Source organism: Aliiroseovarius sp. S2029 (genome assembly GCF_023195575.1).
In the GTDB taxonomy this organism is placed as follows: domain Bacteria; phylum Pseudomonadota; class Alphaproteobacteria; order Rhodobacterales; family Rhodobacteraceae; genus Aliiroseovarius; species Aliiroseovarius zhejiangensis.
Window position 1 is genome coordinate 840,437 of sequence record NZ_JALPQE010000001.1, and the last position, 26,982, is coordinate 867,418.

At 61.0% G+C, this 26,982-nt stretch carries 24 protein-coding genes and 1 pseudogene; 17 read left to right on the top strand and 8 right to left on the bottom strand.

The features are described from left to right. Window positions 1–46: 46 nt before the first annotated feature. From MUY21_RS04160 to MUY21_RS04170, 3 genes are read right to left on the bottom strand one after another with little or no spacing between them, the layout of a single operon-like run. Entirely contained in the window at window positions 47–559 is a 513-nt protein-coding gene (locus MUY21_RS04160; protein ID WP_248409095.1) for a hypothetical protein, read from the bottom strand. Next, window positions 556–1,449, bottom strand: a complete 894-nt coding sequence (locus MUY21_RS16140; protein ID WP_248409096.1) for a GNAT family N-acetyltransferase — start codon at window positions 1,447–1,449, stop codon at window positions 556–558. The genes MUY21_RS04160 and MUY21_RS16140 overlap by 4 nt, the downstream gene beginning before the upstream one ends. Continuing rightward, complete coding sequence (locus MUY21_RS04170; protein ID WP_248409097.1) at window positions 1,419–2,144, bottom strand: 16S rRNA (uracil(1498)-N(3))-methyltransferase; 726 nt, start codon at window positions 2,142–2,144, stop codon at window positions 1,419–1,421. The genes MUY21_RS16140 and MUY21_RS04170 overlap by 31 nt, the downstream gene beginning before the upstream one ends. A gap of 11 nt (window positions 2,145–2,155) precedes the next feature. On the opposite strand from MUY21_RS04170, the gene ubiA reads away from it, so the two are divergent. The 3 genes from ubiA to MUY21_RS04185 all read left to right on the top strand — a co-directional run bounded on the left by ubiA (window position 2,156) and on the right by MUY21_RS04185 (window position 5,630). Beyond that, window positions 2,156–3,124 (top strand): 4-hydroxybenzoate octaprenyltransferase, encoded by a 969-nt coding sequence (ubiA, locus tag MUY21_RS04175; protein ID WP_248409098.1) that lies wholly within the window; start codon window positions 2,156–2,158, stop codon window positions 3,122–3,124. Between the two features lie 64 nt (window positions 3,125–3,188). Next, entirely contained in the window at window positions 3,189–5,276 is a 2,088-nt protein-coding gene (locus MUY21_RS04180; protein WP_248409099.1) for an OmpA family protein, read from the top strand. A 24-nt stretch (window positions 5,277–5,300) separates the two neighbouring features. After that, on the top strand, window positions 5,301–5,630 hold the full coding sequence (locus MUY21_RS04185) for a hypothetical protein (RefSeq protein WP_191286582.1): 330 nt from the start codon (window positions 5,301–5,303) through the stop codon (window positions 5,628–5,630). Window positions 5,631–5,653: 23 nt separating this feature from the next. Here the strand turns inward: MUY21_RS04185 and MUY21_RS04190 are convergent, their stop codons facing one another. Together MUY21_RS04190 and MUY21_RS04195 are read right to left on the bottom strand one after the other, a co-directional pair. Next, complete coding sequence (locus MUY21_RS04190) at window positions 5,654–7,696, bottom strand: NADH:flavin oxidoreductase (RefSeq protein ID WP_248409189.1); 2,043 nt, start codon at window positions 7,694–7,696, stop codon at window positions 5,654–5,656. A gap of 91 nt (window positions 7,697–7,787) precedes the next feature. Continuing rightward, the gene (locus MUY21_RS04195) at window positions 7,788–9,347 is read right to left on the bottom strand and encodes a trimethylamine methyltransferase family protein (protein WP_248409100.1); all 1,560 of its coding nucleotides are present in this window, start codon (window positions 9,345–9,347) and stop codon (window positions 7,788–7,790) included. A gap of 81 nt (window positions 9,348–9,428) precedes the next feature. Between MUY21_RS04195 and MUY21_RS04200 the strand changes: the two genes are divergently transcribed. The 4 genes and pseudogenes from MUY21_RS04200 to MUY21_RS04215 all read left to right on the top strand — a co-directional run. Continuing rightward, entirely contained in the window at window positions 9,429–10,046 is a 618-nt protein-coding gene (locus MUY21_RS04200; RefSeq protein ID WP_248409101.1) for a TetR/AcrR family transcriptional regulator, read from the top strand. 84 nt (window positions 10,047–10,130) lie between these two features. After that, window positions 10,131–11,786 carry a sulfatase-like hydrolase/transferase gene (locus MUY21_RS04205; RefSeq protein WP_248409102.1) on the top strand — a complete coding sequence of 552 codons (1,656 nt, stop codon included), beginning with the start codon at window positions 10,131–10,133 and terminating at the stop codon, window positions 11,784–11,786. Further along, window positions 11,783–14,995 (top strand): reductive dehalogenase, encoded by a 3,213-nt coding sequence (locus MUY21_RS04210; RefSeq protein WP_248409103.1) that lies wholly within the window; start codon window positions 11,783–11,785, stop codon window positions 14,993–14,995. The genes MUY21_RS04205 and MUY21_RS04210 overlap by 4 nt, the downstream gene beginning before the upstream one ends. Before the next feature lie 33 nt (window positions 14,996–15,028). Next, a pseudogene (locus MUY21_RS04215) lies at window positions 15,029–15,505 on the top strand (GNAT family N-acetyltransferase); the annotation flags it as partial. A gap of 12 nt (window positions 15,506–15,517) precedes the next feature. Here the strand turns inward: MUY21_RS04215 and MUY21_RS04220 are convergent. From MUY21_RS04220 to MUY21_RS04230, 3 genes are read right to left on the bottom strand one after another with little or no spacing between them, the layout of a single operon-like run. Further along, window positions 15,518–16,906, bottom strand: coding sequence for a HAMP domain-containing sensor histidine kinase (locus MUY21_RS04220; RefSeq protein ID WP_248409105.1), 1,389 nt, complete (start codon window positions 16,904–16,906; stop codon window positions 15,518–15,520). Between the two features lie 24 nt (window positions 16,907–16,930). Continuing rightward, a complete protein-coding gene (locus tag MUY21_RS04225) occupies window positions 16,931–18,301 on the bottom strand; it encodes an FAD-dependent oxidoreductase (RefSeq protein ID WP_248409106.1) in 1,371 nt (456 codons plus the stop codon). Window position 18,302: 1 nt separating this feature from the next. After that, the gene (locus MUY21_RS04230; protein WP_248409190.1) at window positions 18,303–19,043 is read right to left on the bottom strand and encodes a TVP38/TMEM64 family protein; all 741 of its coding nucleotides are present in this window, start codon (window positions 19,041–19,043) and stop codon (window positions 18,303–18,305) included. A 254-nt stretch (window positions 19,044–19,297) separates the two neighbouring features. Here MUY21_RS04230 and rpmH point away from each other — a divergent pair, with 254 nt between their 5' ends. The 10 genes from rpmH (at window position 19,298) to yihA (ending at window position 26,979) form a co-directional block, all read left to right on the top strand. Then, window positions 19,298–19,432 carry a 50S ribosomal protein L34 gene (gene rpmH / locus MUY21_RS04235; protein ID WP_005980833.1) on the top strand — a complete coding sequence of 45 codons (135 nt, stop codon included), beginning with the start codon at window positions 19,298–19,300 and terminating at the stop codon, window positions 19,430–19,432. A 17-nt stretch (window positions 19,433–19,449) separates the two neighbouring features. Further along, a complete protein-coding gene (rnpA, locus tag MUY21_RS04240) occupies window positions 19,450–19,890 on the top strand; it encodes a ribonuclease P protein component (RefSeq protein WP_248409107.1) in 441 nt (146 codons plus the stop codon). Next, window positions 19,887–20,135 (top strand): membrane protein insertion efficiency factor YidD, encoded by a 249-nt coding sequence (gene yidD, locus MUY21_RS04245; protein ID WP_248409108.1) that lies wholly within the window; start codon window positions 19,887–19,889, stop codon window positions 20,133–20,135. Before rnpA ends, yidD begins: the two co-directional genes overlap by 4 nt. Before the next feature lie 361 nt (window positions 20,136–20,496). After that, entirely contained in the window at window positions 20,497–20,721 is a 225-nt protein-coding gene (locus tag MUY21_RS04250) for a hypothetical protein (RefSeq protein ID WP_248409109.1), read from the top strand. A gap of 106 nt (window positions 20,722–20,827) precedes the next feature. Then, window positions 20,828–21,061, top strand: a complete 234-nt coding sequence (locus MUY21_RS04255) for a hypothetical protein (RefSeq protein ID WP_248409110.1) — start codon at window positions 20,828–20,830, stop codon at window positions 21,059–21,061. A gap of 85 nt (window positions 21,062–21,146) precedes the next feature. Next, entirely contained in the window at window positions 21,147–22,010 is an 864-nt protein-coding gene (gene ttcA, locus MUY21_RS04260; protein WP_248409191.1) for a tRNA 2-thiocytidine(32) synthetase TtcA, read from the top strand. A gap of 114 nt (window positions 22,011–22,124) precedes the next feature. After that, window positions 22,125–23,657: a GGDEF domain-containing phosphodiesterase gene (locus MUY21_RS04265; RefSeq protein WP_248409111.1), complete on the top strand. Its 1,533-nt coding sequence runs from the start codon at window positions 22,125–22,127 to the stop codon at window positions 23,655–23,657. A gap of 108 nt (window positions 23,658–23,765) precedes the next feature. Next, window positions 23,766–25,577, top strand: coding sequence for a membrane protein insertase YidC (gene yidC, locus MUY21_RS04270; RefSeq protein WP_248409112.1), 1,812 nt, complete (start codon window positions 23,766–23,768; stop codon window positions 25,575–25,577). Beyond that, window positions 25,577–26,329 carry an MOSC domain-containing protein gene (locus tag MUY21_RS04275; RefSeq protein WP_248409113.1) on the top strand — a complete coding sequence of 251 codons (753 nt, stop codon included), beginning with the start codon at window positions 25,577–25,579 and terminating at the stop codon, window positions 26,327–26,329. Before yidC ends, MUY21_RS04275 begins: the two co-directional genes overlap by 1 nt. After that, window positions 26,326–26,979 (top strand): ribosome biogenesis GTP-binding protein YihA/YsxC, encoded by a 654-nt coding sequence (gene yihA, locus MUY21_RS04280; protein ID WP_248409114.1) that lies wholly within the window; start codon window positions 26,326–26,328, stop codon window positions 26,977–26,979. Before MUY21_RS04275 ends, yihA begins: the two co-directional genes overlap by 4 nt. Window positions 26,980–26,982: the final 3 nt, after the last annotated feature.

The window sequence follows — 26,982 nt, forward strand, 5'->3', positions numbered from 1 at the left end:
CGCGCCTTTTGGGGTTGTTCAGTGGTGAGCCAACGGGCCGGAACTGTCAATGCAGCTTCGCGACGCCGCGTTGCCAGATCACGACGGTGTCATTGGGCGGTTGGTTGGCGGCACGGATGGCTGCGTCGATATTGGCGCCGGACAAGGCGGTCAGCGCGTCAAACAGCGCCTCGGCCCCTTCGGCGCGCACGGGAATGAACAAGATCTCATTGCCTGTTCGAAAGCGCCAGACCGCCAAGCCGGCACGGTCGGTGGCAATCTCGATCCGTCCAACATCATCCAACGATGCGAAACCGCCGCCGACGGGGGCCAGATAGGTGATCTGGCGTTCATCGACCTGCACCACTCCCACACCGCCATGACCCGCTCGAATACGCGCGTGACGCAGTCCCGACCATAGGATTGCAATACCGAACGCGACGACCGTCAGGCCAATCCACTTGATCAACCCCAACGAGCCAATTGCCCACCATAGGCCCAGAAGGATCACCGCAACGCCCACCATGGCTTCGCGATACCGGGCGAGTGCTTCGCCCGCTTCCGGGCGCACAAAGCTCATCCGTCAGCTCCGATCACCTGCGTTTGCGCAAGGATCGCCAACGTATAGGTGCCAATCTTTTGAAAACCGATCGCTTCATAGGCGCGACACGCAGGCGGGCCGCTGGCAAACAAGATCGCGGTTTGAACATCGCGGTCGCGAGCTTCCAGCAGATGCAGCGCAACCGCCGTGCGTGCATATCCGTGCGACCGGTGTTCCGGGGGCGTGTAAACGCCACCGATCTGCACCATGTCGGGCAATGCCGCGTTGAACGCTGTTTTCGCGACCGGTGTTCCGTCAACCTCCAGAATGCGGTGGCTGTCGGAGTTCATATGAGCGTCTGCATTCGCACGGGCGCGGTCGCGGGTTTCGTCAGTCATCGGAGAACCCAAAACGCTGGTGTCATAGTCGATGATCCAATCAACCAGCAGGTTGAAATCATCTGGTTGGACCGGGCGAAGCTGCGCTTCACCCTCAGGGTGCTTAAGATTGCGCAGCACCAGCTTGTAATGCGGTTCGTCGCGCATCACCGAAAAGAGTGCGCGGCGCAGATTCAGCACATCCAGTGCTGTCTTAATCTGAGGTGTTGCGCCGGTGATCCCTGCAACCGTTGCGCCACGCAACACATCACGAAAGGCCTGCCAATCCGACGGGAGATTGTCGGGCGCTTGGCCCATCAGAAACCCTGCATTGCTTCGCCCGAACACGGCGCGAATGGGGCCATCTTCGATCAGCCAAAAGGTTGTCCCGCGCGGATCATCGGACTTATCCGGACCAATACCAAATTGCGCCAGATTGGACCTCAGGAACATCGAGCTTTCGGAATAGGGAGCGAGAAACGCATCAATTGCAGCCTCATCGCCCGGCTTCGCCATGCGGATCACGTCCAGTCCCCCAAGACCTGCTGCCACAAGGTCATCGCCGCAACGGCTGCGGTATCGGCACGCAGGATACGCGGGCCAAGGCTGACGGGATGGGCAATGTCCATCGCGTGCAGGCGTTCGCGTTCCCGATCGGAAAACCCGCCTTCAGGCCCGATAAAGATCGCCCAGCGATGCCCACTGGCCGTTGTCAGTGTTTCGGCAGCGCCGACCAGAGCTTCGTCGCAAAACATGATCTGGCGGTCGTCGGGCCAAGCGTCCAGCAGCTTGTCCATGCGCATCAGGTCCACGACTTCGGGCACATAGGTTCCACCGCATTGCTCGGCGGCTTCAACGGCGTGGGCTTGCAGGCGATCACGGCGGATGCGTTCGGAGTTGGTAAACTCGGTTTGCATCGGCTGGATCAGCGCCGCCCCCATCTCTGCCGCCTTCTCAACGATGAAATCGGTGCGCGCCTTCTTGATCGGCGCAAAACACAACCAAAGATCAGGCGGCATATGCAAAGGTCGCGACTGGGCCTGACATTCCAGCACGCCCTTGCGTTTGCCTGCCTCGATGATCTCTGCCGGGAACTCTCCGTCCCGGCCATTAAACAGGGCCACGACATCGCCTTCACCAAGGCGCATCACCCCAAAAAGGTAATGCGCCTGTTCGCGGGACAGCGAAACGGTTTGCCCCTCGGCCAAGGGGTGATCTACATAGAGCCTGACTTTCGCCTGTTTCATGAGGGAAACCTATGACCCAAAACGCCGATATGCCAGAGCCAAAAGGACGCGTGTCCGACGCCTATACCGGCAATTGGGTGGACCATCGCGCCCCGGCCTGGAGCCGCCCCTATCTGCGCCTAAGCCGCGCGGACAGGCCCATCGGCACATGGCTTCTGCTGCTGCCTTGCTGGTGGGGCGTATTGCTGGCGGCCAATGTCACCGGCCGGTTCGGTTGGATGGATGTGTGGATCATGGCAGGCTGTGCCATCGGTGCCTGGCTGATGCGGGGGGCGGGATGCACCTGGAACGACATTACCGACCGCGATATTGACGCACAGGTTGACCGCACACGCAGCCGCCCCATCCCCTCTGGTCAGGTCACGGTGCGACAGGCGGTGATCTGGATGGCGGCACAGGCGCTGATCGCGTTTTGCATCCTTCTGACTTTCAATATGTCCACGATCCTGCTGGGCATCGTCTCGCTCGTGCCGGTCGCCATTTATCCCTTCGCCAAACGCTTTACATGGTGGCCACAGGTCTTTCTGGGCATCGCCTTCAACTGGGGCGCGCTTCTGGCCTGGACCGCGCATTCCGGCAGCCTTGGGTGGCCCGCGGTGGTGCTTTATGTCGCAGGTATCGCCTGGACGCTGTTTTATGACACCATCTATGCCCATCAGGACACCGAGGACGACGCGCTGATCGGGGTCAAATCCACCGCCCGTCTGTTTGGCGACAACAGCCGAAAATGGCTCTTTCTGTTTCAGGTGCTGACGGTCGGTCTGATGGCCCTTGCCGTTGTTTTGGCCTTGGTTCCGCGCGAAAATGTCCTGTCCCTGGCCGTCGCACTGGGGGGTGTATGGTTTATGGGCTGGCACATGATGTGGCAGCTTCGGCAGTTGAAAATGGATGATCCCGCGAACTGCCTGTACCTGTTCAGGTCCAACCGAAATACCGGCCTGATCCCTGTGCTGTTTCTCGCCTTTGCGATCCTGCTGTGATTGCACAGGGCTGCGACACGCCGTAAGAAGCATGGGATTCACAAGAAAACGGACGCCTTTCAGTATGCGCCTTTCGCAAGTATTTCTGGTTCCCGCCTCGTTCTTCATCGCTGCATTGGTGTCGCTTCTCGCTGCCAACCTTGCCGTGTCCACGATCGAGCGGACATCGCAAGACGGTGTCCGGGACGAGCTGTTTCTGCAAGGCCATGAATGGGCCAGTGTCGAAGCCGATGGGCTTCAGGTGGTCCTGTCCGGCGTCGCCCCCAGTGAAACGGCCCGGTTTCGCGCGCTTGCCGCTGCCGGGCAGGTGGTCGATTCCACCCGCGTCATCGACAATGTGACCATCCCGGCGGCCGAAGCGATCAAACCGCCGCGTTTCTCGATCGAGATCCTGCGCAATGATGCGGGCATTTCGATGATCGGGCTGATCCCGGCGGCGTCCGACCGCGACGGCCTGAACAGCGATGTAAAGGCGATCGCACGCGATTCGCATGTCACCGATCTTTTGGAAACCGCAGATTATCCGGTGCCGCCCAATTGGGACGAGGTGCTGGCCTTCGCGGTTTACGCGCTTGAGACCCTGCCGCGGTCGAAAATCTCGATGGATGCGGACAAGGTGGCAATCACCGCGCTGGCCGACAGCGAGGAGCAGAAAGCCAAATGGGCGCGTGATCTGAAACGCTCAGCCCCCCGTTCGGCGCTGCTGTCGATCGACATTTCCGCCCCGCGCCCGGTGATCACACCCTTCACCCTGCGGTTCCTGATTGACGAAGACGGACCGCGCTTTGACGCCTGTTCCGCCCATACAACTGTCGGGCGGGCGCGGATCGTATCTGCCGCGACCGAAGCGGGCCTGACGAAAGCTGCCAACTGCACCATCGGGCTTGGCGTGCCGTCACCGGATTGGCCCGACGCTGTTGAAACCGGTATTCGTGCGGTCAGCGAACTGGGTGGCGGGTCGATCACCTTCTCGGACGCAGATGTGACACTTGTCGCCCCCGACACCACTTCGCAAGCCACGTTTGACCGCATCGTGGGCGAGTTGGAAAACAACCTGCCGGACCTGTATTCCCTGCATTCGGTCCTGCCGGCACCCGTCAAGATCGATGGCAGCGGCGAAGGCAGCGGGCCGCCCGAGTTCGTCGCCACCCGCAGCCCCGAAGGTCTGGTCCAGATGCGTGGCCGGCTCACAGACGAAACTCTGCGCAGCGCCACCGAAAGCTTTGCCCGGGCCAAGTTCGGATCCGGCAACGTCTATCCGGCAACGCGACTGGACGGCGAATTGCCGAACGACTGGCCGACACGCGTTTTGGCCGGGCTGGAAGCTTTGTCTTTCCTGTCCAGCGGATCGGTCGTCGTGCAACCCGAAGTCGTGGACATTCGCGGCGTCACCGGCGACCCGGATGCCAGCGCCTCGGTCTCGCGCGTCCTGAGCGAAAAGCTGGGTGCATCGGAGAATTTCCAGGTCGATGTGGAATACCAGGAGAAGCTCGACCCGCGCCTGGCCCTGCCCACCCCCGAGCAATGCGCCGAAAGCATCAACGCCATCATGGCCAAACAGAAGATCACATTCGCCCCCGGCTCGGCGAATATCGAGGCAACCGCCGCCGGCACCATCGACGAGATTGCCGAGATCATGAAGGATTGCGCCGATGTGCGGATGGAAATCCAGGGATACACCGACAGCCAGGGACGCGAGGAAATGAACCTGGCGCTGTCACAAAGCCGCGCGCAGGCGGTTCTGAACGCTCTGCTGACCCGGCGTGTTCTGACCACGAACCTGACGGCCAAGGGCTATGGCGAAGCGGATCCGATTGCCGATAACAGCACCGAGGACGGGCGCGAAGCCAATCGCCGGATCGAGTTCCGCCTGCTCGACACCACCGTGCCTTCGGAGGGCGCGACGGATGCCGATGATACGGCGGACACCACCGATACGAGCGCGGAGCAGCAGGATACGGACACGGCCGACGCTGCCACAGACGACACCACACCGACCGGTGCCGATACCGATGCGGACACAGGCGAAAACGGCGCGCCTTCTTCAGACGAGGACGCGGAAGCAGACCCCGACGCACCGCCCTTTAGTGGTGTGGATGTCTTCACGCCCGAAACCGACGACACCCGCCCCCAACCGCGCCCCGAACGCTAGGCCTCCAGACAAGGACTTTTTACGATGAACAGAACCGAGTTTATCATCGTCACCGCCATCATCCTGTTCGTGGCCTTCGCGCTTGGATGGTTCGCCCACTGGCTGATCCACCGCTTCGTTCAGGTTGCCGGAAGCGACATGGACGAGCTGGACAAAATGGCGCAAGCCCTGCACGAAGCCGAGGAAACGCGCGATCAGGCCATGACCTATCTGCAGCAGCGCGAAGCGGAAATGTCCAACCAGCTTCAGCAGACGGAAGCCGAGCTGAGCGCCGCCATGGATGGCCTGCGCGATGCCCGTCAAGAGGCGGGCGAGTTGCGCGCCTATATTGAACGGGTCCAACAGGGCAACTGACCACGACGCTCTGCCCGCGGGCGTCAGATGTCCTTGACCAGCCGAAGCGCATCGTAAATCGCCGCGTGCGTGTTGCGCGCCGATACGGCGTCCCCGATCCGGAACAACTGGAACTTGCCCTCCGGGTTGGTGCGGATGGTTTGCGGGCGCCCTTCGATCAGGGCATCGTGATCCACCTCGCCTCGATTGACGGACTGTTCTATCAGATCAAAATACAGATCCGCCATCGGCAAGGTGCCGTAATTGACCACCACCTGATCATAGACCGCGTCGCGCGTGTGATCCGAGTAATCCGTGCCGATGGTAACCCGCAGGCGGTTGCCGTCGCGGGCGATCTTCAACAGCCGTTCAGCCACCGTGAACCGCACGCCCCTGGGCTGCATCGCCCGCATGTAAGGCACAAGGTTCATTGCCATGATATCCGGGGCAAAGATCCGGTCGGGGGTCATGACCTCGACCTGCGCCCCGGCCCCTGATGCCATCTCGGCCGCCTGCAACGCCGGGTGATCTCCGCTTTCGTCATAGATCAACACCTCGCCAGCGCATTTCACGTCGCCTGCGATCACATCCCACGCGCTGATCGCCAGAGGCTGTTCACCCGTGGTCTCGAACAGCTCAAGGTTCGGCAGCCCCCCGGTGGCCACGATCACCACATCCGGGTCCAGCGCAGTCACATCTGCGGCCTCGGCCCAGGTGTTGAAATGGAACTGCACATCCCGCGCCGCACATTGCGCCATACGCCAGTCAATGATCCCGATCATTTCACGACGCCGGGGGGATTGCGCGGTCAGGCGCACCTGCCCGCCGGGGTCAGGCTGCGCCTCGAACACCGTGACCGCATGCCCCCGTTCCGCCGCCACCCGGGCGGCTTCAAGCCCCGCAGGTCCGGCCCCCACCACGACCACTTTCTTTTGCTCGGCGGCAGGCGCGACTACATGCGGCATGGTCAGTTCGCGCCCTGTGGCCGCATTGTGTATGCACAGCGCATCCCCCGCCTGATAGATCCGGTCCAGGCAATAAGTCGCGCCCACACAGGGGCGAATGTCCTCCTCGCGCCCTTCGATGATCTTCTGCACGATATGGGGGTCGGCCATATGTGCACGGGTCATGCCGACCATGTCCAACTGCCCCGAGGCAATCGCGTGCCGCGCAGTGGCCACATCCGGAATGCGCGCGGCATGGAAGGTGGGCATGCCCACCTCGGCCCGCACCCGCCCGGCAAAATCCAGATGCGGCGAGGCAGGCGCACCCTGAATGGGGATCATATCCGTCATCGCAGGGTCGGTGTGAATGCGTCCCCGGTTGATGTTCAGATACTGCACCTGCCCGCAGTCGCGCAGCATCCGGGCAATTTCCAACCCCATCTCAGGATCAATGCCCCCCGCCTCGACCTCGTCCGGGGCAAAGCGCACACCCAGGATGAACTCCTGCCCGACACGCGCGCGCACTGCGTCAATGACATCCAGCGTCAGCTTCATCCGCCCCGCCAGATCGCCACCATAGGGCCCCTCCAGCCGGTTGGTCAGGGGCGAGATAAACTGGTCCAGCAAATGCCCATGGGTCATGATCTCGACCCCATCCATGCCGCCGTCTTTCATCCGCTCGGCCGCATCCGCAAAATCCGATATGATCCGCGCGATGTCCCAATCCTCGGCCAGTTTCGGGAACGCCCGATGCGCCGGTTCCCTGTGCGGCGTCGAACAGACAGGCGGCAGCCAGTCGCCCTTGTTCCACCCGGTACGCCGCCCCAGATGGGTCAGCTGGATCATACAGGCCGCCCCGTGCTCATGCACCGCATCGGTCAGGTTCCGGATCCACGGCACGACCTCGTCCTTATAGGCAAGGATGTTGTTGAAGACGGGCGGGCTGTCCTTGGACACCGCCGCCGATCCCGCCGTCATCGCCATGGCAATTCCGGCCTTGGCGCGTTCGGCATGATAGGCCGCATATCGTTCCTTGGGCATCCCGTCCTCGGGATAAGCCGGCTCATGGCTCGTCGTCATGATCCGGTTGCGCAGGGTCAAATGACCCAGTTGATAGGGCTGCAATAACGGATCGTTCGACATCTTCCATCCTTTCACATGCGCCATGCCGGCTTTTTTCTTGTTTCAAATATCCCGGGGGACGCCGAAGGCGCGGGGGCAGCGCCCCCTTCTTTTAGTACCAGGCATCCTCCAGCGACGCTTTCCGGCGTGCCACGAAATCCTTCAATGCCTCGTCCACGGCCACATCTATCGGGGGCATTTCATACGCGGCCAATTGCGCCTTCCAGCGCGTATTTGCCCGCGTGGCCATATCGACCGCCCCCTGTTCGTCCCAGGTTTCCCAGGGCTGGTTGTCGTCCAGAGCGCTGTCGTAATAGGCGGTCTTGTAATGGCGCATCGTGTGTTGGGTCGAAAACAGATGCTCGCCCGGCCCTTGTTCGGCCAGTGCATCGAAGCCCAGTGTATCCTCGTTCACCGCTACCCCATCCAGATAGGCGTGCAACGCGCCGCACAGGTCGAGGTCCAGCATGAATTTCTCATAGGACATGGACAGCAACCCATCCAGAAACCCCGCTGAATGCAAAAGGAAATTCGCCCCACAATGGACTGCGGACATCATCGACATCATGCTTTGCTGCATCGCCTGCGCATCCGGCAGTTTCGATGTCGAGAAGTTGCCCGCGCAGCGCAGAGGCAGGTTCAGCCGCCGCGCCAGTTGCCCATATACCAGGCTGCCCAGTGCCGGTTCCGCCGTGCCGAAGGTGGGCGACCCGGACCTGAGCGACATGGAACTGAGGAAGCTGGCCAGCACCACCGGCGCACCGGGGCGCTCCAACTGAGCAATCGCGCAGGACACCATGCTTTCGGCCAGGCATTGCGCCACCGATCCCGCCATGGTCAGGGGCGACACTGCCCCTCCCAACAGAAACGGCAGATGGATCGACCCCTGCCCCGCCCGCGCGTATTCACGAATGCCTTGCGAGGTTACACCGTCAATCACCAAGGGGCTTGTCGTGTTGAAATTGCCCATGATGACGCAATTCCGGTCGACGACGTCCGCCCCGAACAGGACGCGGCACATTTCAACACTGTCGGCAGCGCGCTCCGGGGCGGTGATCGACCCCAGAAACGGCCGGTCGGAATACCGCATATGGGCATAGACCATGTCCAGATGCCGCTTGTTTACCGGGATGTCGGTGGGTTCGCAGACCGTGCCGCCGGAATGGTGCAGCCATGGGCTGGCCTGCCCCAGCTTAACGAAGTTCTGGAAGTCCTCAAGCGTGCCATAGCGGCGTCCCTTGTCCAGATCCATCACGAAGGGGCTGCCGTAGGACGGTGCAAAGACGATGTTGTCGCCGCCAATCTCGACCGTGTTGGCCGGGTTGCGGGCGTGTTGGGTGAATTGGGCGGGCGCGGTTTTCAGGATCTCGCGGATCATCCCGGGTGCGAATTTGATGGTCCATCGTGCCGGGTCAAGTTGCGTGACCTCTCCCCCGGCGCGACGAAACATCTCGACCGTGTCCGGGTCATCGCGAAACTCGATCCCGATCTCGGCCATGATGCGGTCAGCGGTGGCGTCGATCCTGTCCAGCGCCTCGTCCCCCAGAATGTCATATGTGGGAATGGCGCGCGTGATGTACGGGCGTTCAAGGTGCGGGTTTTGCCCCGGCGAGCCGTCCCGCGCCTGACGCCTGCCGCGCCCGCGCCGGAGGGCCGGTCCTGTATCGCTCATCGCATCCTCCCAGTTACGAGTCGCTTTTGACATAGATGTCAGCACATTTGACAGTTGTGTCAAGTTTATTAGAATGGCCGTATGAATGAAATGACGCCCCCCCGCCCCCGTGCCTCGGAACAGATGTGGCTGGATGAGGCCATGGCATTGCTGATCGAAGCAGGTGTGGATGCCGTGAAAGTCATGCCGCTGGCCAAACGACTTGGCCTGACACGCACCGGGTTCTATCACCATTTTCGTGACCGGGACGCGTTGCTCAGCGCGATGATCGCGCGGTGGGAAGACAAGAACACCGGCAATCTGGTGGCGCGTTGCGAAGCCTATGCCGAAACCATCTGCGAAGCGATGTTCAACCTGCAGGATTGCTGGTTCAACCCGTCGCTGTTTGATGCGCCGCTTGACAATGCGATCCGCCATTGGGCGCGGCAGGATCCGGCGTTGAAGCAGCGACTTGATGATGCGGATGCGCGACGCAAACAGGCCGTGTCGGACATGTTCCGCCGTTTCGACTATGCCGAGGATGACGCCGAGGTCCGGACCATGGCGATCCTTTACACGCAGGTCGGCTATATTTCGATGAAGATCGAGGAAGACCCCGTGGCTCGGATCGAACGTGTGCCGGCCTATGTGGCGCTGTTTACGGGCCAGTCCCCGACGGCGGCCGAGATCGAAAGGTTCCGCGCCAGAAACGGATATTGAATCCAATATGGGCTGGCGCCGTCTTTCCGTCCATGCTCAAGTGATTCCATTGCGAACAGAACGATGTGGCAGGGGAACGCGGGCATGGTGCCAAACATCCTTTTCATCATGTATGATCAGTTGCGGTTCGATTACCTCAGCTGTGCCGGGCACCCGACCCTCGACACCCCAAATTTCGACCGTGTGGCTGCGCGCGGCGTTCGGTTTGACCGCGCCTATTGCCAGTCGCCTGTCTGCGGCGCCAGCCGGATGAGCACCTATACCGGGCGCTATGTCTCGTCGCATGGGGCATCGTTCAATAATTTCCCGCTGAAAGTCGGCGAAATGACCATGGGCGACCATCTGCGCAAGGCGGGGATGGATTGTTGGCTGATCGGCAAGACCCATATGAAGGCCGATGCCGAAGGGATGGCGCGGCTGGGCCTGTCACCGGACAGCGTGATCGGCGCACGTGTTGAAGAATGCGGATTTGATGTCTGGGTCCGTGACGATGGGCTGTGGGCTGAAGGACCGGATGGGTTTTATGACCGGAAGCGTTCGCCCTATAACGAATACCTGAAATCCAGGGGCTATCCGTCTGACAACCCGTGGCATGACAATGCCAATGCGGGCGTCACGGATGCGGGCGACATCGCCTCCGGCTTTCTGATGATGCACGCGGACAAGCCCGCCAATATCCGCGAAGAAGACAGCGAGACCCCCTGGCTGACGCGGCACACGATTGATTTCATCGAGGCGCAGAAATGCAAGGGGCCGTGGTGCGCCCATGTCAGTTTCATCAAGCCGCATTGGCCCTATATCGTGCCCGCGCCGTATCACGATATGTATGGCGTGGATGACATCAAACCCGTGATCCGATCCAACGCCGAACGCCGCGACCCGCACCCGGTTTACGGTGCTTACATGGATGGCGGCATTGGCACGGCCTTTTCGCGCGACGAAGTGCGCGAGACCGTGATCCCCGCCTATATGGGGCTGATCAAGCAATGTGACGACCAGTTGGGGCGGCTTCTGGATTACCTTGAGGACAGCGGGCAAGCCGACAACACGGTGATCGTTCTGACCTCAGACCACGGTGACTATCTGGGCGACCATTGGATGGGCGAAAAGGACCTGTTCCACGATCCGTCGGTGCGGGTGCCGCTGATCATCGCCGACCCGCGCCCGACCGCCGATGCCACGCGCGGCACGGTCTGCGACAAGCTGGTGGAACAGATCGACCTGGCCGCCACCTTTGTCGATATGGCCGGGGGCGAGGTGCCACGACACATTCTGGAAGGCCGGTCACTGGTGCCTGTTCTGGAAGGGAAAGACACCGCGTGGCGCGAGTTTGCGATCAGCGAATATGACTATTCGACCTCGGGGGCGGCGATCCGGTTGGGGCTGGACCCAAAGGATTGCCGCCTTTTCATGGTCGTGACCGATCGCTGGAAGATGATGCATGCCGAAGGCGGCTTCCGACCGATGCTGTTTGACTTGCAAAACGACGCCGACGAGCTGGTCGATCTGGGCGCATCGGACGATCATGCCGACATCATCGCGGCGCTATATGACAAGCTGTTTGAATGGGCGCGGCGGCAATCCCAGCGCACCACGATATCGGACGCGCAGATCAAAGCACGGCGCCAGGGCGGGGCGGGACGTGTCGGGGTATTGCTGGGGCTTTACGGGGACGAGGATATCCCACCAGAGTATCTGACCGCCTATTCCGGCAAAGCCACGCCCGCGGACACGGGTTGAGCGTGCGGCTGTTTTCCACCAGGAACCGCCCGGTGCATCTGGGGCCTTATCCGCTTGAATGGTTGACGCGCCAAACCGTGGCTCAGGATTTGAACGACCTGCCTCCGTTGACCCCGGTGCGTTTTGACCGTGCCGAACAACCGGACAGCATCGTGAATGCAATGGCCCCGTATCAGGCGGCCCTGGACGCGATACGGGACGGCGAGGTGAACCCGGCGCGGGCCACCATCCCCGATGATCCCACCGCACGCGCCGAGCATCTGAAAGCGTTTGGTTATTTCTCGGACGCGTCCATGGTGGGCATCGCGGATCTGCAGGCCGGTGATTTTCTCGGCGAGCCTATCGTGAACCCGGACACTGAGGCGCTTGTCACATCGCTCCACAACCGCGAAGTGCGCACTTTGGCGGCGGGGATTGACGCGTTGATGGCAGAGTTGCGTGACAGCCTTGGGGCATCGCCGCGTAAGATCGGCAGCCACCGGCACGCTTTGGTATTTCTCTATGAGCATCACCGTGACCCCAGACCGGATGAGCCGGGGGCTACTTGGATCATGAAGGCGCAGGCACAGCGGGCCTGCCTACTGGCGGCCGAGACGGCCATCGTCATCGCCAACTACCTGCGCCTTCTGGGGTTCGACGCCAAGGCGCATACCGGGGCGGCGACGGATGTTGATTTGAACCGTCTGGCGGTGACGACCGGGCTGGCAACTGTCGAGGGCGGCGAACTGGCTGCGCCGTGGATCGGCCCACGGTTTGGGTTGGCCGCCGTGACGACGGACATGGAGTTGACGCCCGACAAGCCCCTTGCCCCCCTTTCAAAACAACCATGGCACCAGATCAACGGTCCGGCGTGGTGGTTGGGAACAAAGTCGGCGAAATCGACGCTGAACCGCGATCCTTATGCCAAACGCGACTATGCGATGGGCGCTCATCCGTTCGAGCGTCTGAGGCGGGTCGAGACCCCGACAACCTATATCGACGAACCCAATGTCGCCCGCGTGCCAAAACGTGCAGACATGTTCGCCCGCGCGCAGTTCGGTGACATGGGCCAACACCTTCAGGACTGTTCGACCGGCGGCATGTATGTGCGCAAAGCAGCCCCCAGCTATGCCCAGCGCCGCGCATTGGGGGTGTTGACCCCGTTACAGGACGGCCCCGTCGCGGATCAGGCCAACCGCCCTGACGACCCGATTGAAAACGCCAGCGCCTTGAAAGCGGCCAGTTATTTCCTTGGCATCGACGCGGTGGGCACCAGTCGCTGCCCCGCGTGGACGTGGTACAGCCACGACGCCACGGGGGCTGAAATCGTCCCGCCCCATGATCAGGCGATCTCGATGATCGTCGATCAGGGGTATGAGACGATGGAAGGCGCGTCGGGCGATGACTGGATCGCGGTCAGCCAGTCGATGCGCGCCTATCTGCGGTTTTCCCTGATCGGTGGCGTGATCGCGCAACACATTCGCAACCTTGGCTATTCCGCCAAGGCGCACACCGTGATGGACGGGACCGTGCTGCAACCTCCCTTATTGCTGCTGGCGGGCCTGGGCGAGGTCAGCCGGATCGGCGAGGTCATCCTGAACCCCTATCTTGGCCCGCGCCTGAAGTCGGGCGTGGTGACGACCGACATGCCCATTGCGCATGACAAACCCATCGACTTCGGCCTGCAACGGTTTTGCGAAGCCTGCAACAAATGCGCGCGGGAATGCCCGTCGGGCGCGATCACAGCCGGGCCGAAACTGATGTTCAACGGGTACGAGATCTGGAAGTCCGACAGCCAGAAATGCACAACCTATCGCGTGGCCCAACCCGGCGGGGCAATGTGCGGACGTTGCATGAAAACCTGCCCCTGGAACCTTGAGGGTCTGTTTGCGCAGGCTCCGTTCCGCTGGGCAGCGTCGAACCTGCCGGGTGCGGCCCCGGTCTTGGCCCGGCTGGATGACGCGGTCGGCAACGGGGGTCTGAACGACACCAAGAAATGGTGGTGGGATCTGAAGCTTGGAGAGGATGGCGGCTATCACCCGACCGACGACCCGGTGAACCGTCGCGGCCTCAGCCGTGATCTGGATTTGCGCTACGAGGATCAGACGCTGGCGGTGTATCCGGCCCCTCTTGCGCCACCACCTTATCCCTATCCGTTCCCGATGGACCGCGAAGCGGGCATCGCTGCCTATCAGGCGATGATCTCGGCCAGCGAGTATCGGGCGCGGCTGGCGTCCGGGGATATGACGATGATCCACCGCTATACCGTTCCCGACGACGCCCCGGTGCTGCAACTGGTGGTGAACCGTGTCGAACCGATGGCAGAGGGCGTCACAAAGTATGAGCTTGCATCGCTTGACGGTACGCCGCTGCCGGAATGGACGGCGGGCGCGCATCTGGATGTGCTGGTTTCGCCCGAATACCTGCGCCAATATTCGCTGTCCGGCGACCCGGCGGACCGCATGACGTATCAGATCGGCGTGTTGCGCGAACCGGACGGGCGTGGCGGGTCGGCTTTGCTGCATCGGATATTTGCCGAAGGGCGCAAGGTCTTTGTCGCAAAGCCAATCAACCACTTTGAACTGGACGAAAGTGCCACCAAGACCTTCCTGATGGGCGGGGGGATCGGCATCACGCCCATGATTGCCTTTGCCCACCGCCTGCATGCCATCGGTGCCGATTTCGCGCTGCACTATTCGGTCAGCCGCCGTTCGGCCGCAGGGTTTCTGGATGACCTTGCCGCGATGCCATGGGCGGATCGTGTGCGCCTGCATATCTCGGACGAAGGCACAAGGGCGGATTTCGACGCGATCCTGTCAGATGCTCCCGACGGCACTCACGTCTATTGCTGCGGCGCCGAACGATACATGAGCGCAGTGATGGACGCCGCCGAGCGTCAGGGCATTCCCGAACCCGCCCGGCATCTTGAATACTTCACCCCGCCTGAACAGCCGGAGTATGAAAACCATCCGTTTACCCTCAAACTGAAAGATGGGCGCCGGATCGAGGTCCCTGAGGACCAAACTGCCGCCGAGGCGCTGAACGCAACGGGCATTCATGTGGACGTGAAATGCTCTGACGGGATCTGTGGCGTCTGCAAATGCGGCGTGATCGCAGGCAAAGTGGAGCATCGCGACTTTGTCCTGTCCAACGCCCAGCGCGCGGGCAGCATGATCCTGTGCCAAAGTCGCGCCGCCGATCCGGGTGGCGAGATCGAAATCGACCTATAGACCTATAGAAAGACACGAACCAGAAGGGGATATGCGGTGGAAACACGACGGGCGGTGATGGAAGATGCGGCAGACATCAGCATCTTCCTGAAAGAACTGGCAGACCTTGGGAAACGAAGCCGACCGTGGGACGAAGCGTTCGTTCGTGATTACTACATCAACAATCCCGATGGCATTCGATGCAGCGTGGCAGTGGACGACGATGGTACGATCCTTGGGATGCAGGCCCTGTCGCTTGCGGTGCCTGACAACATCTATGGGGTGACGCCCGGTTGGGGCATCATCGGCACGCATGTCAATCCAAGTGCTGCCCGGCGAGGTGTCGGAAAAGCCCTGCTCGCCGCGACAATCAAGGCGGCTCGGGATGCAGGCCTCATGCATATCGACGCGACCATCGGGGCCACAAATGCCGAAGGGCTGGGGTATTATGAGGCGATGGGGTTTCGCACTTACAGGACGAAGGACGGTGCAGTCTGCAAAAGGTTTCGTGTCCCTCAGGGCGCTGACTGATCCAGCCCGGCGCTAATCGGCATGGGCGACTTCTTTCGGCAAAGTCAGAAGGAACGTGGTGCCGTCAGGGCCGGTCTTCTCCAACGCCAATGTGCCCCCGTGTCCGCGCGCCAGTTCGGCGGCGATGGCAAGACCAAGGCCTGATCCGCCACGGCGGTTGGTGCCGGCAAAGGGTTGGAACAGATGGTCCTGCGTGGGCTTGGGCAGGCCCGGCCCGGTATCGGCAACCCGGATTTTCCAGTCGACATCCGTTTCGGTCGCCTGCACAGCAATCTCGCCGGGCCGTCCGGTGGCAACAATGGCCTGACGCGCGTTGCGTACAAGGTTAGACAGGATCCGGTAAAGCTGTTCAGAGTCGGCGCGCAGGGTCATGCCGGTCGGTATATCCTCGGCAAATGACACGTCATGATCGCCCGCCGCCAGACGTTCGCTGTCAAAGATGTCGCCTGCAAGATCCGCCAGAACCACCCATCCCAGCGATGGCGCAGGCTCTTCCGCCTTGCCGAAGGTCAGGGTGTTTTCACAGAGGCTGACTGCGCGGTGGATCGAGTTCACGAGCTTCGGCCCCACCCGTTTCACCATCGGATCCTTGCTGCTTTCCATGCGGTCCGCAAACAGTTGGGCGGTGGTCAGGATGTTGCGCAAATCGTGACTGATCCGGGCAACCGCCCCGCCAAGCTGCGCCAGCCGTTCCTTTTGCTTCAGCGCCCCGGTCAGGTCGGTTTGCAGGCTTTTCAGGGCCAACTCGGCTTCGCGCAGCTCGGTCACACTGGTGCTGGGCTGAATGATCCGGCGCGCGTCTTCGGGGTCGATGGCATAGTCCTTCATGTTCCCCACAACGCGTTTGATCGGCCGCACCATCAGCGAACGCACCGCGACAAACAACAGCCCCGCCGTGATCACCGAAATGACCGCCGACAGATAGAAGATGTTCAGGCCATACTCCAGCATCGCGCTGCGCAGCTTGCCTGTCATCATCGTGATCTCGATCACCAAGCCGCCTTCGCGCACCGGGTCGCCGATCACGCGGATCACCTCGGGTTCCGGGGTGAACATGCGCGCCATGGCGTCTCGGATCAGGGAAAAGGGTGTCGACTGGCGCAGATCAAAACTTTTGTCGACCGGTTGCGGCATGGGCGAGGCCAACATCAACTCGCGCACCTCATCGCGGCGCAGAACGACGTTGTAGACCTCGGCGTTTTCCAAGAGCTCGGCCTCCAACTCGGGGGCGATCATGTCATCGGCCAACAGCACAAGCGATGCGATCTGCGCGCGCTCCAGCCGGGTGCGCAGGTAGTCTTCGCGAAACCGCGCCACCGACGGCACGAAGATCAGCACTTCGGCCAGCATGACGAACAGGGTCGTCAAGATCAGGAAACGGCCAGACAGGGTGTTGAACACGACGTGCGCTCCGCTGTTTTCACATCACGGTACGACCCATTGCACCAGACCGACAATCCGCTTGATCCAAGGGTTATCAAACAGTCGCGGCGAGAAATAGGCCCCCGCTGCACGTTTGCTGACTTCCGCCATCGTGGGATAGGGCGCAACCATGGCGGCGATCTGGCTCATTTTCAGGTTATTCGCCAGCGCCAGCGCCCAAAGATTGATCATCTCGCCTGCGTCCGGCCCGACGATGGATACGCCCACCGGGCGGCCCTTGACCACCATCACCTTGATCAGACCGTTGGTTTGCTGGGTCGCAATGGCGCGATCATTGCCTGTGAAATCGAACCGGGCGACCTCAACCTTGTCGTCATGTTTTTCGCGCGCTTCGGCTTCGGTCAGACCGATTTGCGCCAGTTCGGGTGATGTGTACGTCGCCCACGGGATGTGGTCCGTGCGTTGCTTGGATGGCAGCCCGAACAGCATCGACCGGATGATGACCCCCGCGTGATATCCCGCCACATGGGTGAATTGCAGCCCGCCCGCCACATCGCCGATGGCATAGATCTTGCGATTGCTTGTGCGAAGACTGTCATCCACCTTGATACCAGCGCGCGTGGGTTCAACACCTGCGGCTGCTAGGTTCAGCTTGTCGGTGTTGGCTTTTCGCCCCACCGCCACCAGAAGGTGCGAGCCTTTGAAGACGCGACCGTCCTCCACCTCGACCTCGATCGCGCCAGCCTTGCCGCGAACTTCGGCGGCCATCGCCTCTTCCTCGATGGCGATGCCCTCATCTCGCAGGGCATCCAACACCTGTGCAGCCATTTCCGGGTCGTCTTTGCCCAGCGCCGTCGCGCCTTCGATCACCGTCACGTCACAGCCCAGCCTCCGATGGGCCTGCGCCATTTCAAGCCCTATGGGCCCGCCGCCGATGATCAGCAGGTGTTTGGGCTGTTCCTTAAGGTCAAAAAGCGTTTCGTTGGTCAGATATGGCACCTTGTCCAGCCCCGGAATCGGCGGCACCAAAGGCGATGATCCGGTGGCGATCACGAAGCGGCGTGCTTCGATGATGTGGTCGCCTGCCTCGACCTCGGTTTCTGATGTAAACCGCCCGTACTCCTGAATGACACGCACACCCAGCCCTTCGAACCTCTCGACCGAATCGTGCGGCTCGATGGTGGCGATGGTTCGGCGCACATGGGCGTGGGCATCGTCCCACCCCATCCCGACCTTTGCCGCGTGCAGCAGTGCCTTTGACGGCACACAGCCATAGTTCAGGCAGTCCCCGCCCATCTTGTGGCCTTCCAGAAGCACCACCGACGCCCCCATCTGAACCGCGCCAGAGGCCACCGACAATCCGCCAGACCCGCCGCCGATGACACAAACATCTGTTTTGATCCGTTCTGCCATGTCAGGTTCCCTTCCGGAATTGCTTCAGCACCATGGGCAGCGCAGCCAGTGCCGCCAGACCCAGCATGGGCAACAGAATGTGAGGTTCAAAGATGATGCCCAGGTCGGGCGTTTCTCCTCGGGCGAACACCTCACTCAGACCTGCGCCGACCGAGGTATAGACCAAGCCACCGGGGATGATGCCCAGAAAGGTCGAAATCACGAAACGATGCAGCGGCACGCCGACGAGAGCCGGGATCAGATTGGCCACGAAAAAGGGAACTGCCGGGACCAGCCGGATCAGGAACAGAACGGACCACTGGTTCTCGTCGATGCCATCCTTGATTGCTTTCACCTTCCCTTCGCTGGTCTCCATCCGCGCAGCGAGTTTTTCGCCCAGTCCCCAACGAGCCGCCAGAAAGATGATCGTGGCCCCGATCGTGGCAGCCGTAACGTTGAACAGGACGCCGGGAAAGGTCGCGAAAAGGAAGCCGCCGGTCAGCGTGGCAATGGTTGCGCCGGGCAGCGAGAAGCCGACGATCACGACGTAAGCCAGGATAAAGACAAGCACCGTCATCAGGTAATTGGAATCCCGAAACGCCAGCAGCGCCTCGCGGTTTTGAGCCAGAGTCTCAAAGCTCAGGTAGTCGCGCAGAGTGAATGCCCCGACAAGCGCCACGATGGCGATGGCGATCAGCGGCAGGCGGCGCAGCATGGGATGCTGGGCCTGTTTCCGCGTGTGGGAGTTCGGTTGGGTCATCATCATATGCGTTTCCGCGGCAAGGGCGGCAAGACGCCGCGTTGATCTGATCAGAGGATGGGGGGAAAGCCGCCCCTTGCCCACCCCCATCACGCGTGGTTGAACGGGGCTGACAAAATCGTTCCCGCCTGTAACAAAGGCTGAAAATTTCTGTCATCTGGCATTTGACTTGCCCGTCAATGCCCCCTATAGACCGGACTTCGAATGACACACGCTCCGAATCCACCGGGATTGGGGGCATATGACGGAGACGGGCGATGAAACGCACCTACCAACCTTCGAACCTGGTTCGCAAACGCCGCCACGGCTTCCGTGCGCGTATGGCAACGAAAGCCGGTCGCAAGATTCTGAACGCACGTCGCGCACGTGGCCGGAAGTCGCTGAGCGCATAAGCGCTCGGGCCGCAGGCATGTCTGCGCCCAAAGCTGACACAACGAAGACCGCCGAGGCCGAAGGGCCTGCGGCGGTTTCCGTTTGTGCGGACGGTCCGGATCTGGTCACCCTGACCCAGCGGCGCGACTTTCTGGCCGCCGCGCGGGCCAGACGGGCACCCGCCCCCGCCTTTCTGCTGCAAGCCCGCAAGCGCCGGGACACGGAGCCCGTGCCGCCTGCGCAAATCCGCGTTGGCTTCACCTGTTCAAAAAAAGTCGGCAATGCCGTTGCCCGGAACCGCGCCAAGCGCCGTTTGCGCGCCATTGCCCGCGACATTCTACCGACACACGGTCAGCCCGGATGGGATTACGTGCTGATCGGTCGCGCTGAAAAAACGGCCAGTCGTGATTATACTGATCTGAAAGCTGACCTCGTCCGCGCCATCAACCAGATCCACGCTCCGCGCCCGAAATCATGACCCCTGCCGCTTATCTTCTGTCCCTGCCCATCCGAGCCTATCGTCTGGTGCTGAGCCCATGGATCGGCTGGAGCTGTCGCTATCAACCCACTTGCAGCGCCTATGCGCTTGAGGCGCTGCAAAGGCACGGCGCGATAAAGGGGGGCTGGATGGCCGCCAAACGGATCGCACGCTGCAATCCGTGGGGGTCGTGCGGTTATGACCCGGTGCCGGGCACGGATTGCGATCACAACCGACCCGACTGAACAGGATGTTGCCGGATCGCCACAGGCTGCGGCTTTGTGAACACAGTTCTTGAAGTCTACGGTCACGGCACTAAAACGACACCACCTGAAACGCTCGCAACAGAAGGAGGCGTTACATGACCAGCACCAGCGCACGTCCTTTCGCCTGCCGCGTTACGGGTCTGTGGGGCATATCCGCCTCGTAATCCCCGGATTGCGCGCCTAACGGCCCCGCAAAACCGCCCGAACGGGCTTGCCGACATTTCTGACACCCGACCTGACCCGACGCCCTGGCTGTGTCCGCGGCAGGCTGCGGTATCGGCGTGTCCTTCCAACCATAATTCCAAACACGAGGGCCGGTATGCCTACCGGTAACCAACCCATGATGGACTCCAACTTCCAATCCGAGCCTTTGCGGCTCAACGATCTGATCGACGACCTGGTCGCGCGGCATGGCATGTGGCGTGTCGTCCGCGTCCTGATTGCACGACTTGCAAGCCCGCGCGCCCGGCGACCGCTGACGGACAGCCTGTCCGATCACCTGCGGCGGGACATCGGGCTTCCGCCCAGCCACCCTCCGCCAAGGGTGCCTGACCCGCGATTCTGATCAATCAGCCCCGCAGTTCCGGCTGCGGGGCAGCGTTGAGAAAATACTTGATCTCAAGTCAGCTTGAGGTCTGACAAGACATAAACATCGCAACAGGAGATCGAAAATGACCGACACATTGTCCCTACCGCCCCGCCCTCGAAAAACATCTTTTCGGCTTGAGGCGACACTGGTCGGCCTGATCCGCAGGCATGGCCGGTGGCGGGTGATCCGAGCTGCCCTGTTCGCCCGGCCTCGCCGGTCGCTGTTTCTGGATGATCTGCCTCCCGGCTTGCGCCGCGACATGGGGCTTCCCGCGGACGGACGCGCCAAGGCTCATCCCTGGCTTGACCTGCGCTAGGCAGCGCGCTTCGGCGCGCAGCCAAACGTCTGAACGCTTGCCAGAGGCCCCCAAAATGCTTAGACGCCCGCTCATGACCGATCTCATGCAAGACCAATTGGACGACATTCATCCGCTGTTTCACGGCGCGCCTTCGACCACCGAGTTCAAGAAGTTACGCAAGCGTATCATACGCAATGTGCGCGAGGCGCTGGACCAATACGGGATGGTCGAGCGCGGGGCGAAATGGCTGGTCTGTCTGTCTGGTGGCAAGGACAGCTACACGATGCTGGCCGCCCTGCATGAGCTGCAATGGCGCGGTGTCTTGCCGGTCGAGTTGTTGGCCTGCAATCTCGATCAGGGCCAACCGGGCTTTCCCGCGACCGTCCTGCCCGAGTTTCTGGAAAGGATGCAGGTGCCACACCGGATCGAATACGAAGACACCTATTCCATCGTGATGGATAAAATACCGCAAGGCCGCACCTTCTGTTCGCTCTGCTCGCGTCTGCGCCGGGGAAACCTTTATCGGATCGCGCGTGAAGAAGGCTGTTCCGCCGTGGTGTTGGGCCATCACCGCGATGATATTCTGGAGACTTTCTTCATGAACCTGTTTCACGGCGGACGGCTGGCTACAATGCCGCCGAAACTCGTGAACGAAGAAGGCGACCTGTTCGTCTATCGCCCCCTTGCCCATGTGGCCGAGGAGGATTGCGAAAGATTCGCGACCCAGATGAACTATCCCATCATTCCCTGCGACCTGTGCGGCTCACAGGACGGATTGCAGCGTCAGCAGGTGAAAAAGATCCTCGACGGGTGGGAGGCCAACTTTCCCGGTCGTCGCCAGATCATGTTCAAGGCCCTGATGAACACGCGCCCCAGCCACCTTCTTGATCCGCAACTGTTTGATTTCAAAGACCTGACGCTGGCGACAGCGCAGGATGCGGACAGCGATACAAACAATTCGCGGTAATATTCCGTCGTTCATTAACCTCTGATTGACCACACGTTCCTACTTTGTCCCAAGGCAAGGGGTGCCGACGCGTTGCCGCCTTGCACGTATGACGCGCGACAAAAGGAACCTGTCATGGCGATCGTTCAGGGTGCTGAGCAAGTAAAAACAAGTATTCGCGCGGTGTTGAAGGCTCCGCATCTGGCGGCATTCCTGCCCGCCACGATGATCTTTGCATACTGGTATGGTGGCGAATCCCTGATGGTGTTGGTCGCCATCCTGTTCCCGGGGCTTTTGGCCATTGGCGGCGCGGTGACCCGGCCAGCGACCGCTTCGCCGCGAAAGATCGACACGGTCACAGGGCTGCCCAAACGGGACAAACTTCTGGAACATCTGGATCGCGGGTTTGCACCTGAGGCGGCATTCGAAAAATCCTGTCTGGTTCTGGAAATTGATGATTTCGAGAAGCTGTCGCAGCAGCTCGGGCGTGCGGGAATCGAACATATCTGCCGCGCTGTCTCAGACCGGCTGCGGTCCGCGCTGCGCGAATCCGACCTGATCTGTTCGCTTGGGGCAGGCAGGTTTGGCCTGTCGATCGACAAACGCCAACGCGCGGATCTGGAAGCCACGTTGCAACTGGCCGCCCGCCTTCAAGCCACGGTCAGCGAACCGATTTCGCTGGACCAGACGCGCGTCCTGCTGTCGTCCTGCATCGGCTTTGCATTGCCCGGACGCGCACCCGAGGCAAGCGGCGATGCGCTTCTGGCCGCTGCCGAAAGCGCGCTGTCTGTCGCAACGCAGGCCGGGCCAGGATCGATTCGCGCCTATTCCAACGGCATGGTGCCACGTGTCGGGCGCGTCGAACACAATCGCGAAGCGTTGCTTCGCGCTTTGGATGAAGGTCAGATAGCACCCTGGTTTCAGCCCCAGGTCTGCGTGAAGACCGGTCGCCTTACCGGGTGCGAAGCGCTGGCTCGCTGGCAGCACCCGACCATGGGATTGATCGCCCCCGGTGCATTTCTGCCAGCGATCGCCAAGGCGGGTCTTTTGGAGCGACTGGGTGAAGTCGTACTGTACGGCGCGCTGTCCGCCCTGCGCGACTGGGATCGTGAAGGGTTGACCGTTCCAACCGTGGCAATCAATGTCTCGGCCGAAGAACTGAACAATCCCTGCCTGAGCGACAAGATCAGGTGGGAACTTGATCGATTCGACATCGCCCCATCGCGACTGGTGGTCGAGATTCTCGAGGATGTGATTACCCAAACCAAAGACGATATCGCCATCCACAACGTCAACGCCCTGGCCGAGATTGGATGCAAGATTGACCTCGACGATTTTGGCACCGGCAACGCCGCCATCGCCAGCATCGCCCGATTCAACGTGCACCGGATCAAGGTCGACCGTTCGTTCGTGACCCATATCGACAGCGATGCTGACCAGCAGAACATGTTTTCGGCCATCCTGACCATTGCGAACCAATTGAAAGTCGGCACGGTGGCCGAAGGCGTCGAAACACATGCCGAGCACGCGATGTTGGTCAAATTGGGGTGCGATCACGCGCAGGGTTATTCGATTGCCAAGCCGATGCCGGCCGCTGCCATTCCGGATTGGGCACTTGGAAGGGACCAAAACCAGGCGACAAGACAGGACATCTCCAAACTTGCCTGAGGCAGCGATCCTCAAGATTGCGCGCGCCCTGCGCCCTAAAACTGCTTGACCTTTTGCGCCCTGCCCTGTTGAACCACTCTGACCGAAATTGATGAGTGGTAGGCCCCGATGGACGACCAGAACAAGAACCTGATCCTCGCAACAGTGCTGAGTTTTCTCGTCATCACTGGATGGATGATCATGTTTCCCCCGGCGGATCCCATCGAAAGCCCTGCACCGACCGAACAAACATCCGCCGAAGGTCAGGTCGTCCCGACACTGCCCGACAGCGACGGCGCATCCACCCCGGCGGCAACCACCGCTGATGTTTCTGCCGAACAGGCCAATGTCGGTCGTGTCGAGATTGACACGCCCGAACTGTCCGGGTCGATTTCGCTTCTGGGGGGGCGACTGGATGATCTGAAGCTGAAAGATTACCACGTCGAACTGTCGAAAGAGAGCGATATCGTCAAACTGCTGCGCCCCACCGGCGAGGCGGAAGCCTATTATGCACTTTATGGCTGGACGCCCGGCGGACAGACCGCTTTGGAAGACGTGCCGGGTCCGACGACCGTCTGGTCGGTTGAAACCGGCAAAACGCTGACCCCCGAAACGCCGGTGACCCTGCGCTGGGACAATGGAAAAGGTCTGATCTTCCGCCGCACCATCTCGGTTGACGAGAGCTTCATGTTCACCATCAACCAGTCAGTCGAAAATACAAGCTCCACCCCCCACCGCATGGCCCCTTATGGCGTGCTTGCGCGTCATGGCGAACCCTCGAACCTCAAGGGGTTCTTCATCCTGCACGAAGGCGTGATACGCCAGGTCGACAAAGAGCTTGAGGAAACCGACTATTCCGACGTCGCCGACCTGTCCTTCGACGAGCGCGAAGGCGCAAAAGCCGATGTGGCACAGGTGGAGGAAAACGGCTGGATCGGGTTTACCGACCATTACTGGATGACCACGCTGATCCCCGAACCCGGCCAAGGGTTCACATCGGTCGTGCGCTATGCCGAGAAATCGGACATCTATCAGACCCAGATCAGGATGCCGACACAGGATGTTGCCCCCGGCGCCACAGCCAGCGTCGAAACCCGGCTGTTTGCCGGTGCCAAGGAATGGGAAACCATTCGCGCCTATCAGAACGAGGATGGCATCCATCGCTTCATCGACTCGATCGACTGGGGCTGGTTCTTCTTCCTGACCAAACCGATTTTCGCGGTGCTGCATTGGCTGAACGCCGTGATCGGCAACATGGGCTGGGCCATCATCGGCCTGACCCTCGTGATCAAGGCGATCCTGTTCCCGCTGGCTTACAAATCCTATGTCTCGATGGCGAAGATGAAAGAACTTCAGCCCGAGATGGAAAAACTGAAGGAACGTGCCGGTGACGACCGCGCCAAGCTTCAGCAGGAAATGATGGAGCTTTACAAGAAGGAAAAGGTCAACCCGGCCTCGGGCTGTCTGCCGATCCTGCTGCAAATCCCGATCTTCTTCTCGCTCTACAAAGTTATTTTTGTCACGCTGGAACTGCGGCACGCACCCTGGATCGGCTGGATCAAGGATTTGTCGGCGCCCGATCCAAGCTCGATCCTGAACCTGTTCGGCCTGTTGCCCTATGCCGCGCCCAGCCCCGACAGCCTGCTGGCCATCGTGTCACTGGGTGTGTTGCCGATCATCCTGGGTATCTCGATGTGGCTGCAACAGAAGCTGAACCCGGCGCCCACCGATCCGACGCAGGCGATGATCTTTGCATGGATGCCATGGGTGTTCATGTTCATGCTGGGCCAGTTTGCCTCGGGTCTGGTGATCTACTGGATTGCGAACAACACGATCACCTTCGTGCAGCAATACACGATCATGCGCAGCCACGGTCACAAACCCGATGTGCTGGGCAATGTGCTGAAAACCTTCAAGCGCAAGCCGAAGGACGCAGGCTAATGGCGCATGTCGCCGAAATCTGGCGGCATCCGATCAAGTCGCACGGGCGTGAGGCGCTGTTGAATGTGACCCTAAGGGCAGGCGAATGCCTGCCCTTTGATCGTCACTGGGCTGTCGCCCATGATGCCGCACGGATCGAAGACCCCGACCAATGGGCACCCTGTTCAAATTTCTCGCGCGGTGCAAAAGCACCGTTGCTGATGGCACTTGACGCACAGTTTGACCGCGCCAGCAACACGATCACGCTGACCCACCCGGCCAAACCGGGCATCACCTTCAACCCAGACCGCTTGGAAGACCACCCGCGCTTTATCGAGTGGATCACACCGCTTTGTCCGTCAAATCGCGCCGCACCCGCGCGCATCGTTAAGGCCGACCGGGGGATGACGGATACCGATTTTCCGTCGGTATCGTTGATCAATCTGGCCTCGCACGCTGCCGTTGAGGCCCAGATTGGGCAATCATTGTCGCCGCTGCGTTGGCGCGGAAACCTGTTTCTTTCCGGGTTGAGCGCATGGGACGAGAAAGGCTGGATCGGCAAACGCATCCGCGTGGGCGACACCGAAATGGACATCCGCGAGGAAATCACCCGCTGTCTTGCCACCACCACCAATCCGAACACCGGGGCGCGTGATGCTGATACACTGGGTGCGCTCAAACAAGGCTGGGGCCACCAGGAGTTTGGCGTTTACGGTTACGTGACCAAGCCGGGTGCCATTCACATCGACAGCCCGGTTGAGGTTATCACATGAACCAACTTCCCTTTCCCCTTGCAGAAGAACCTGATCCGCAGGAACGCGAGGCCGGGCGCCTGCTGTTCGCCGCGGAAACCGATTTTCTGAAAGGCGTCGTGGCGATGGATGGGTTGCCCGCGCCCGACCGGGTCGAGGTTTGCTTTGCTGGTCGGTCAAATGTCGGTAAATCCAGTTTGATCAATGCCTTGACCGGGCGAAAAGGGTTGGCGCGCGCGTCCAACACCCCGGGCCGCACGCAAGAGATCAACTTTTTCACCACCACCAACGGACCCTATCTTGTGGACCTTCCGGGCTATGGCTATGCCAACGCGCCAGTGAAGGTGGTCGAGAAGTGGCAGCGGCTTCTGAAATCCTATCTGTCCGGTCGCCAGAACCTGCGCCGCGCCTTCGTTCTGATCGACGCGCGGCATGGCGTCAAAGCCGTGGACGAAGACATCATGACCCTGCTGGACAAGTCCGCCGTGACCTTCCAGGCGGTGCTGACCAAGGCAGACAAGGTGAAAGAGAAAGACCGCGAAAAGGTGCTGGCGCAGGTGCGCAAGGCCTTGTCGAAGCACCCGGCCGCCTTTCCCGAACTTGTGCTGACCTCGTCTGAAAAAGGCGATGGGATCGAAACCTTGCGGGCGATTATCGCAACGCTGGACTGACGC

Excerpts from the sequence above, each read along its gene's own strand:
- MUY21_RS04160 (WP_248409095.1), bottom strand. The coding sequence starts at position 559 with ATGAGCTTTGTGCGCCCGGAAGCGGGCGAAGCACTCGCCCGGTATCGC.
- MUY21_RS04170 (WP_248409097.1), bottom strand. The coding sequence starts at position 2,144 with ATGAAACAGGCGAAAGTCAGGCTCTATGTAGATCACCCCTTGGCCGAG.
- ubiA (WP_248409098.1), top strand. The coding sequence starts at position 2,156 with ATGACCCAAAACGCCGATATGCCAGAGCCAAAAGGACGCGTGTCCGAC.
- MUY21_RS04180 (WP_248409099.1), top strand. The coding sequence starts at position 3,189 with ATGCGCCTTTCGCAAGTATTTCTGGTTCCCGCCTCGTTCTTCATCGCT.
- MUY21_RS04185 (WP_191286582.1), top strand. The coding sequence starts at position 5,301 with ATGAACAGAACCGAGTTTATCATCGTCACCGCCATCATCCTGTTCGTG.
- MUY21_RS04190 (WP_248409189.1), bottom strand. The coding sequence starts at position 7,696 with ATGTCGAACGATCCGTTATTGCAGCCCTATCAACTGGGTCATTTGACC.
- MUY21_RS04195 (WP_248409100.1), bottom strand. The coding sequence starts at position 9,347 with ATGAGCGATACAGGACCGGCCCTCCGGCGCGGGCGCGGCAGGCGTCAG.
- MUY21_RS04200 (WP_248409101.1), top strand. The coding sequence starts at position 9,429 with ATGAATGAAATGACGCCCCCCCGCCCCCGTGCCTCGGAACAGATGTGG.
- MUY21_RS04205 (WP_248409102.1), top strand. The coding sequence starts at position 10,131 with ATGGTGCCAAACATCCTTTTCATCATGTATGATCAGTTGCGGTTCGAT.
- MUY21_RS04225 (WP_248409106.1), bottom strand. The coding sequence starts at position 18,301 with ATGGCAGAACGGATCAAAACAGATGTTTGTGTCATCGGCGGCGGGTCT.
- MUY21_RS04230 (WP_248409190.1), bottom strand. The coding sequence starts at position 19,043 with ATGATGACCCAACCGAACTCCCACACGCGGAAACAGGCCCAGCATCCC.
- rpmH (WP_005980833.1), top strand. The coding sequence starts at position 19,298 with ATGAAACGCACCTACCAACCTTCGAACCTGGTTCGCAAACGCCGCCAC.
- rnpA (WP_248409107.1), top strand. The coding sequence starts at position 19,450 with ATGTCTGCGCCCAAAGCTGACACAACGAAGACCGCCGAGGCCGAAGGG.
- yidD (WP_248409108.1), top strand. The coding sequence starts at position 19,887 with ATGACCCCTGCCGCTTATCTTCTGTCCCTGCCCATCCGAGCCTATCGT.
- MUY21_RS04250 (WP_248409109.1), top strand. The coding sequence starts at position 20,497 with ATGATGGACTCCAACTTCCAATCCGAGCCTTTGCGGCTCAACGATCTG.
- MUY21_RS04255 (WP_248409110.1), top strand. The coding sequence starts at position 20,828 with ATGACCGACACATTGTCCCTACCGCCCCGCCCTCGAAAAACATCTTTT.
- ttcA (WP_248409191.1), top strand. The coding sequence starts at position 21,147 with ATGCAAGACCAATTGGACGACATTCATCCGCTGTTTCACGGCGCGCCT.
- MUY21_RS04265 (WP_248409111.1), top strand. The coding sequence starts at position 22,125 with ATGGCGATCGTTCAGGGTGCTGAGCAAGTAAAAACAAGTATTCGCGCG.
- yidC (WP_248409112.1), top strand. The coding sequence starts at position 23,766 with ATGGACGACCAGAACAAGAACCTGATCCTCGCAACAGTGCTGAGTTTT.
- MUY21_RS04275 (WP_248409113.1), top strand. The coding sequence starts at position 25,577 with ATGGCGCATGTCGCCGAAATCTGGCGGCATCCGATCAAGTCGCACGGG.
- yihA (WP_248409114.1), top strand. The coding sequence starts at position 26,326 with ATGAACCAACTTCCCTTTCCCCTTGCAGAAGAACCTGATCCGCAGGAA.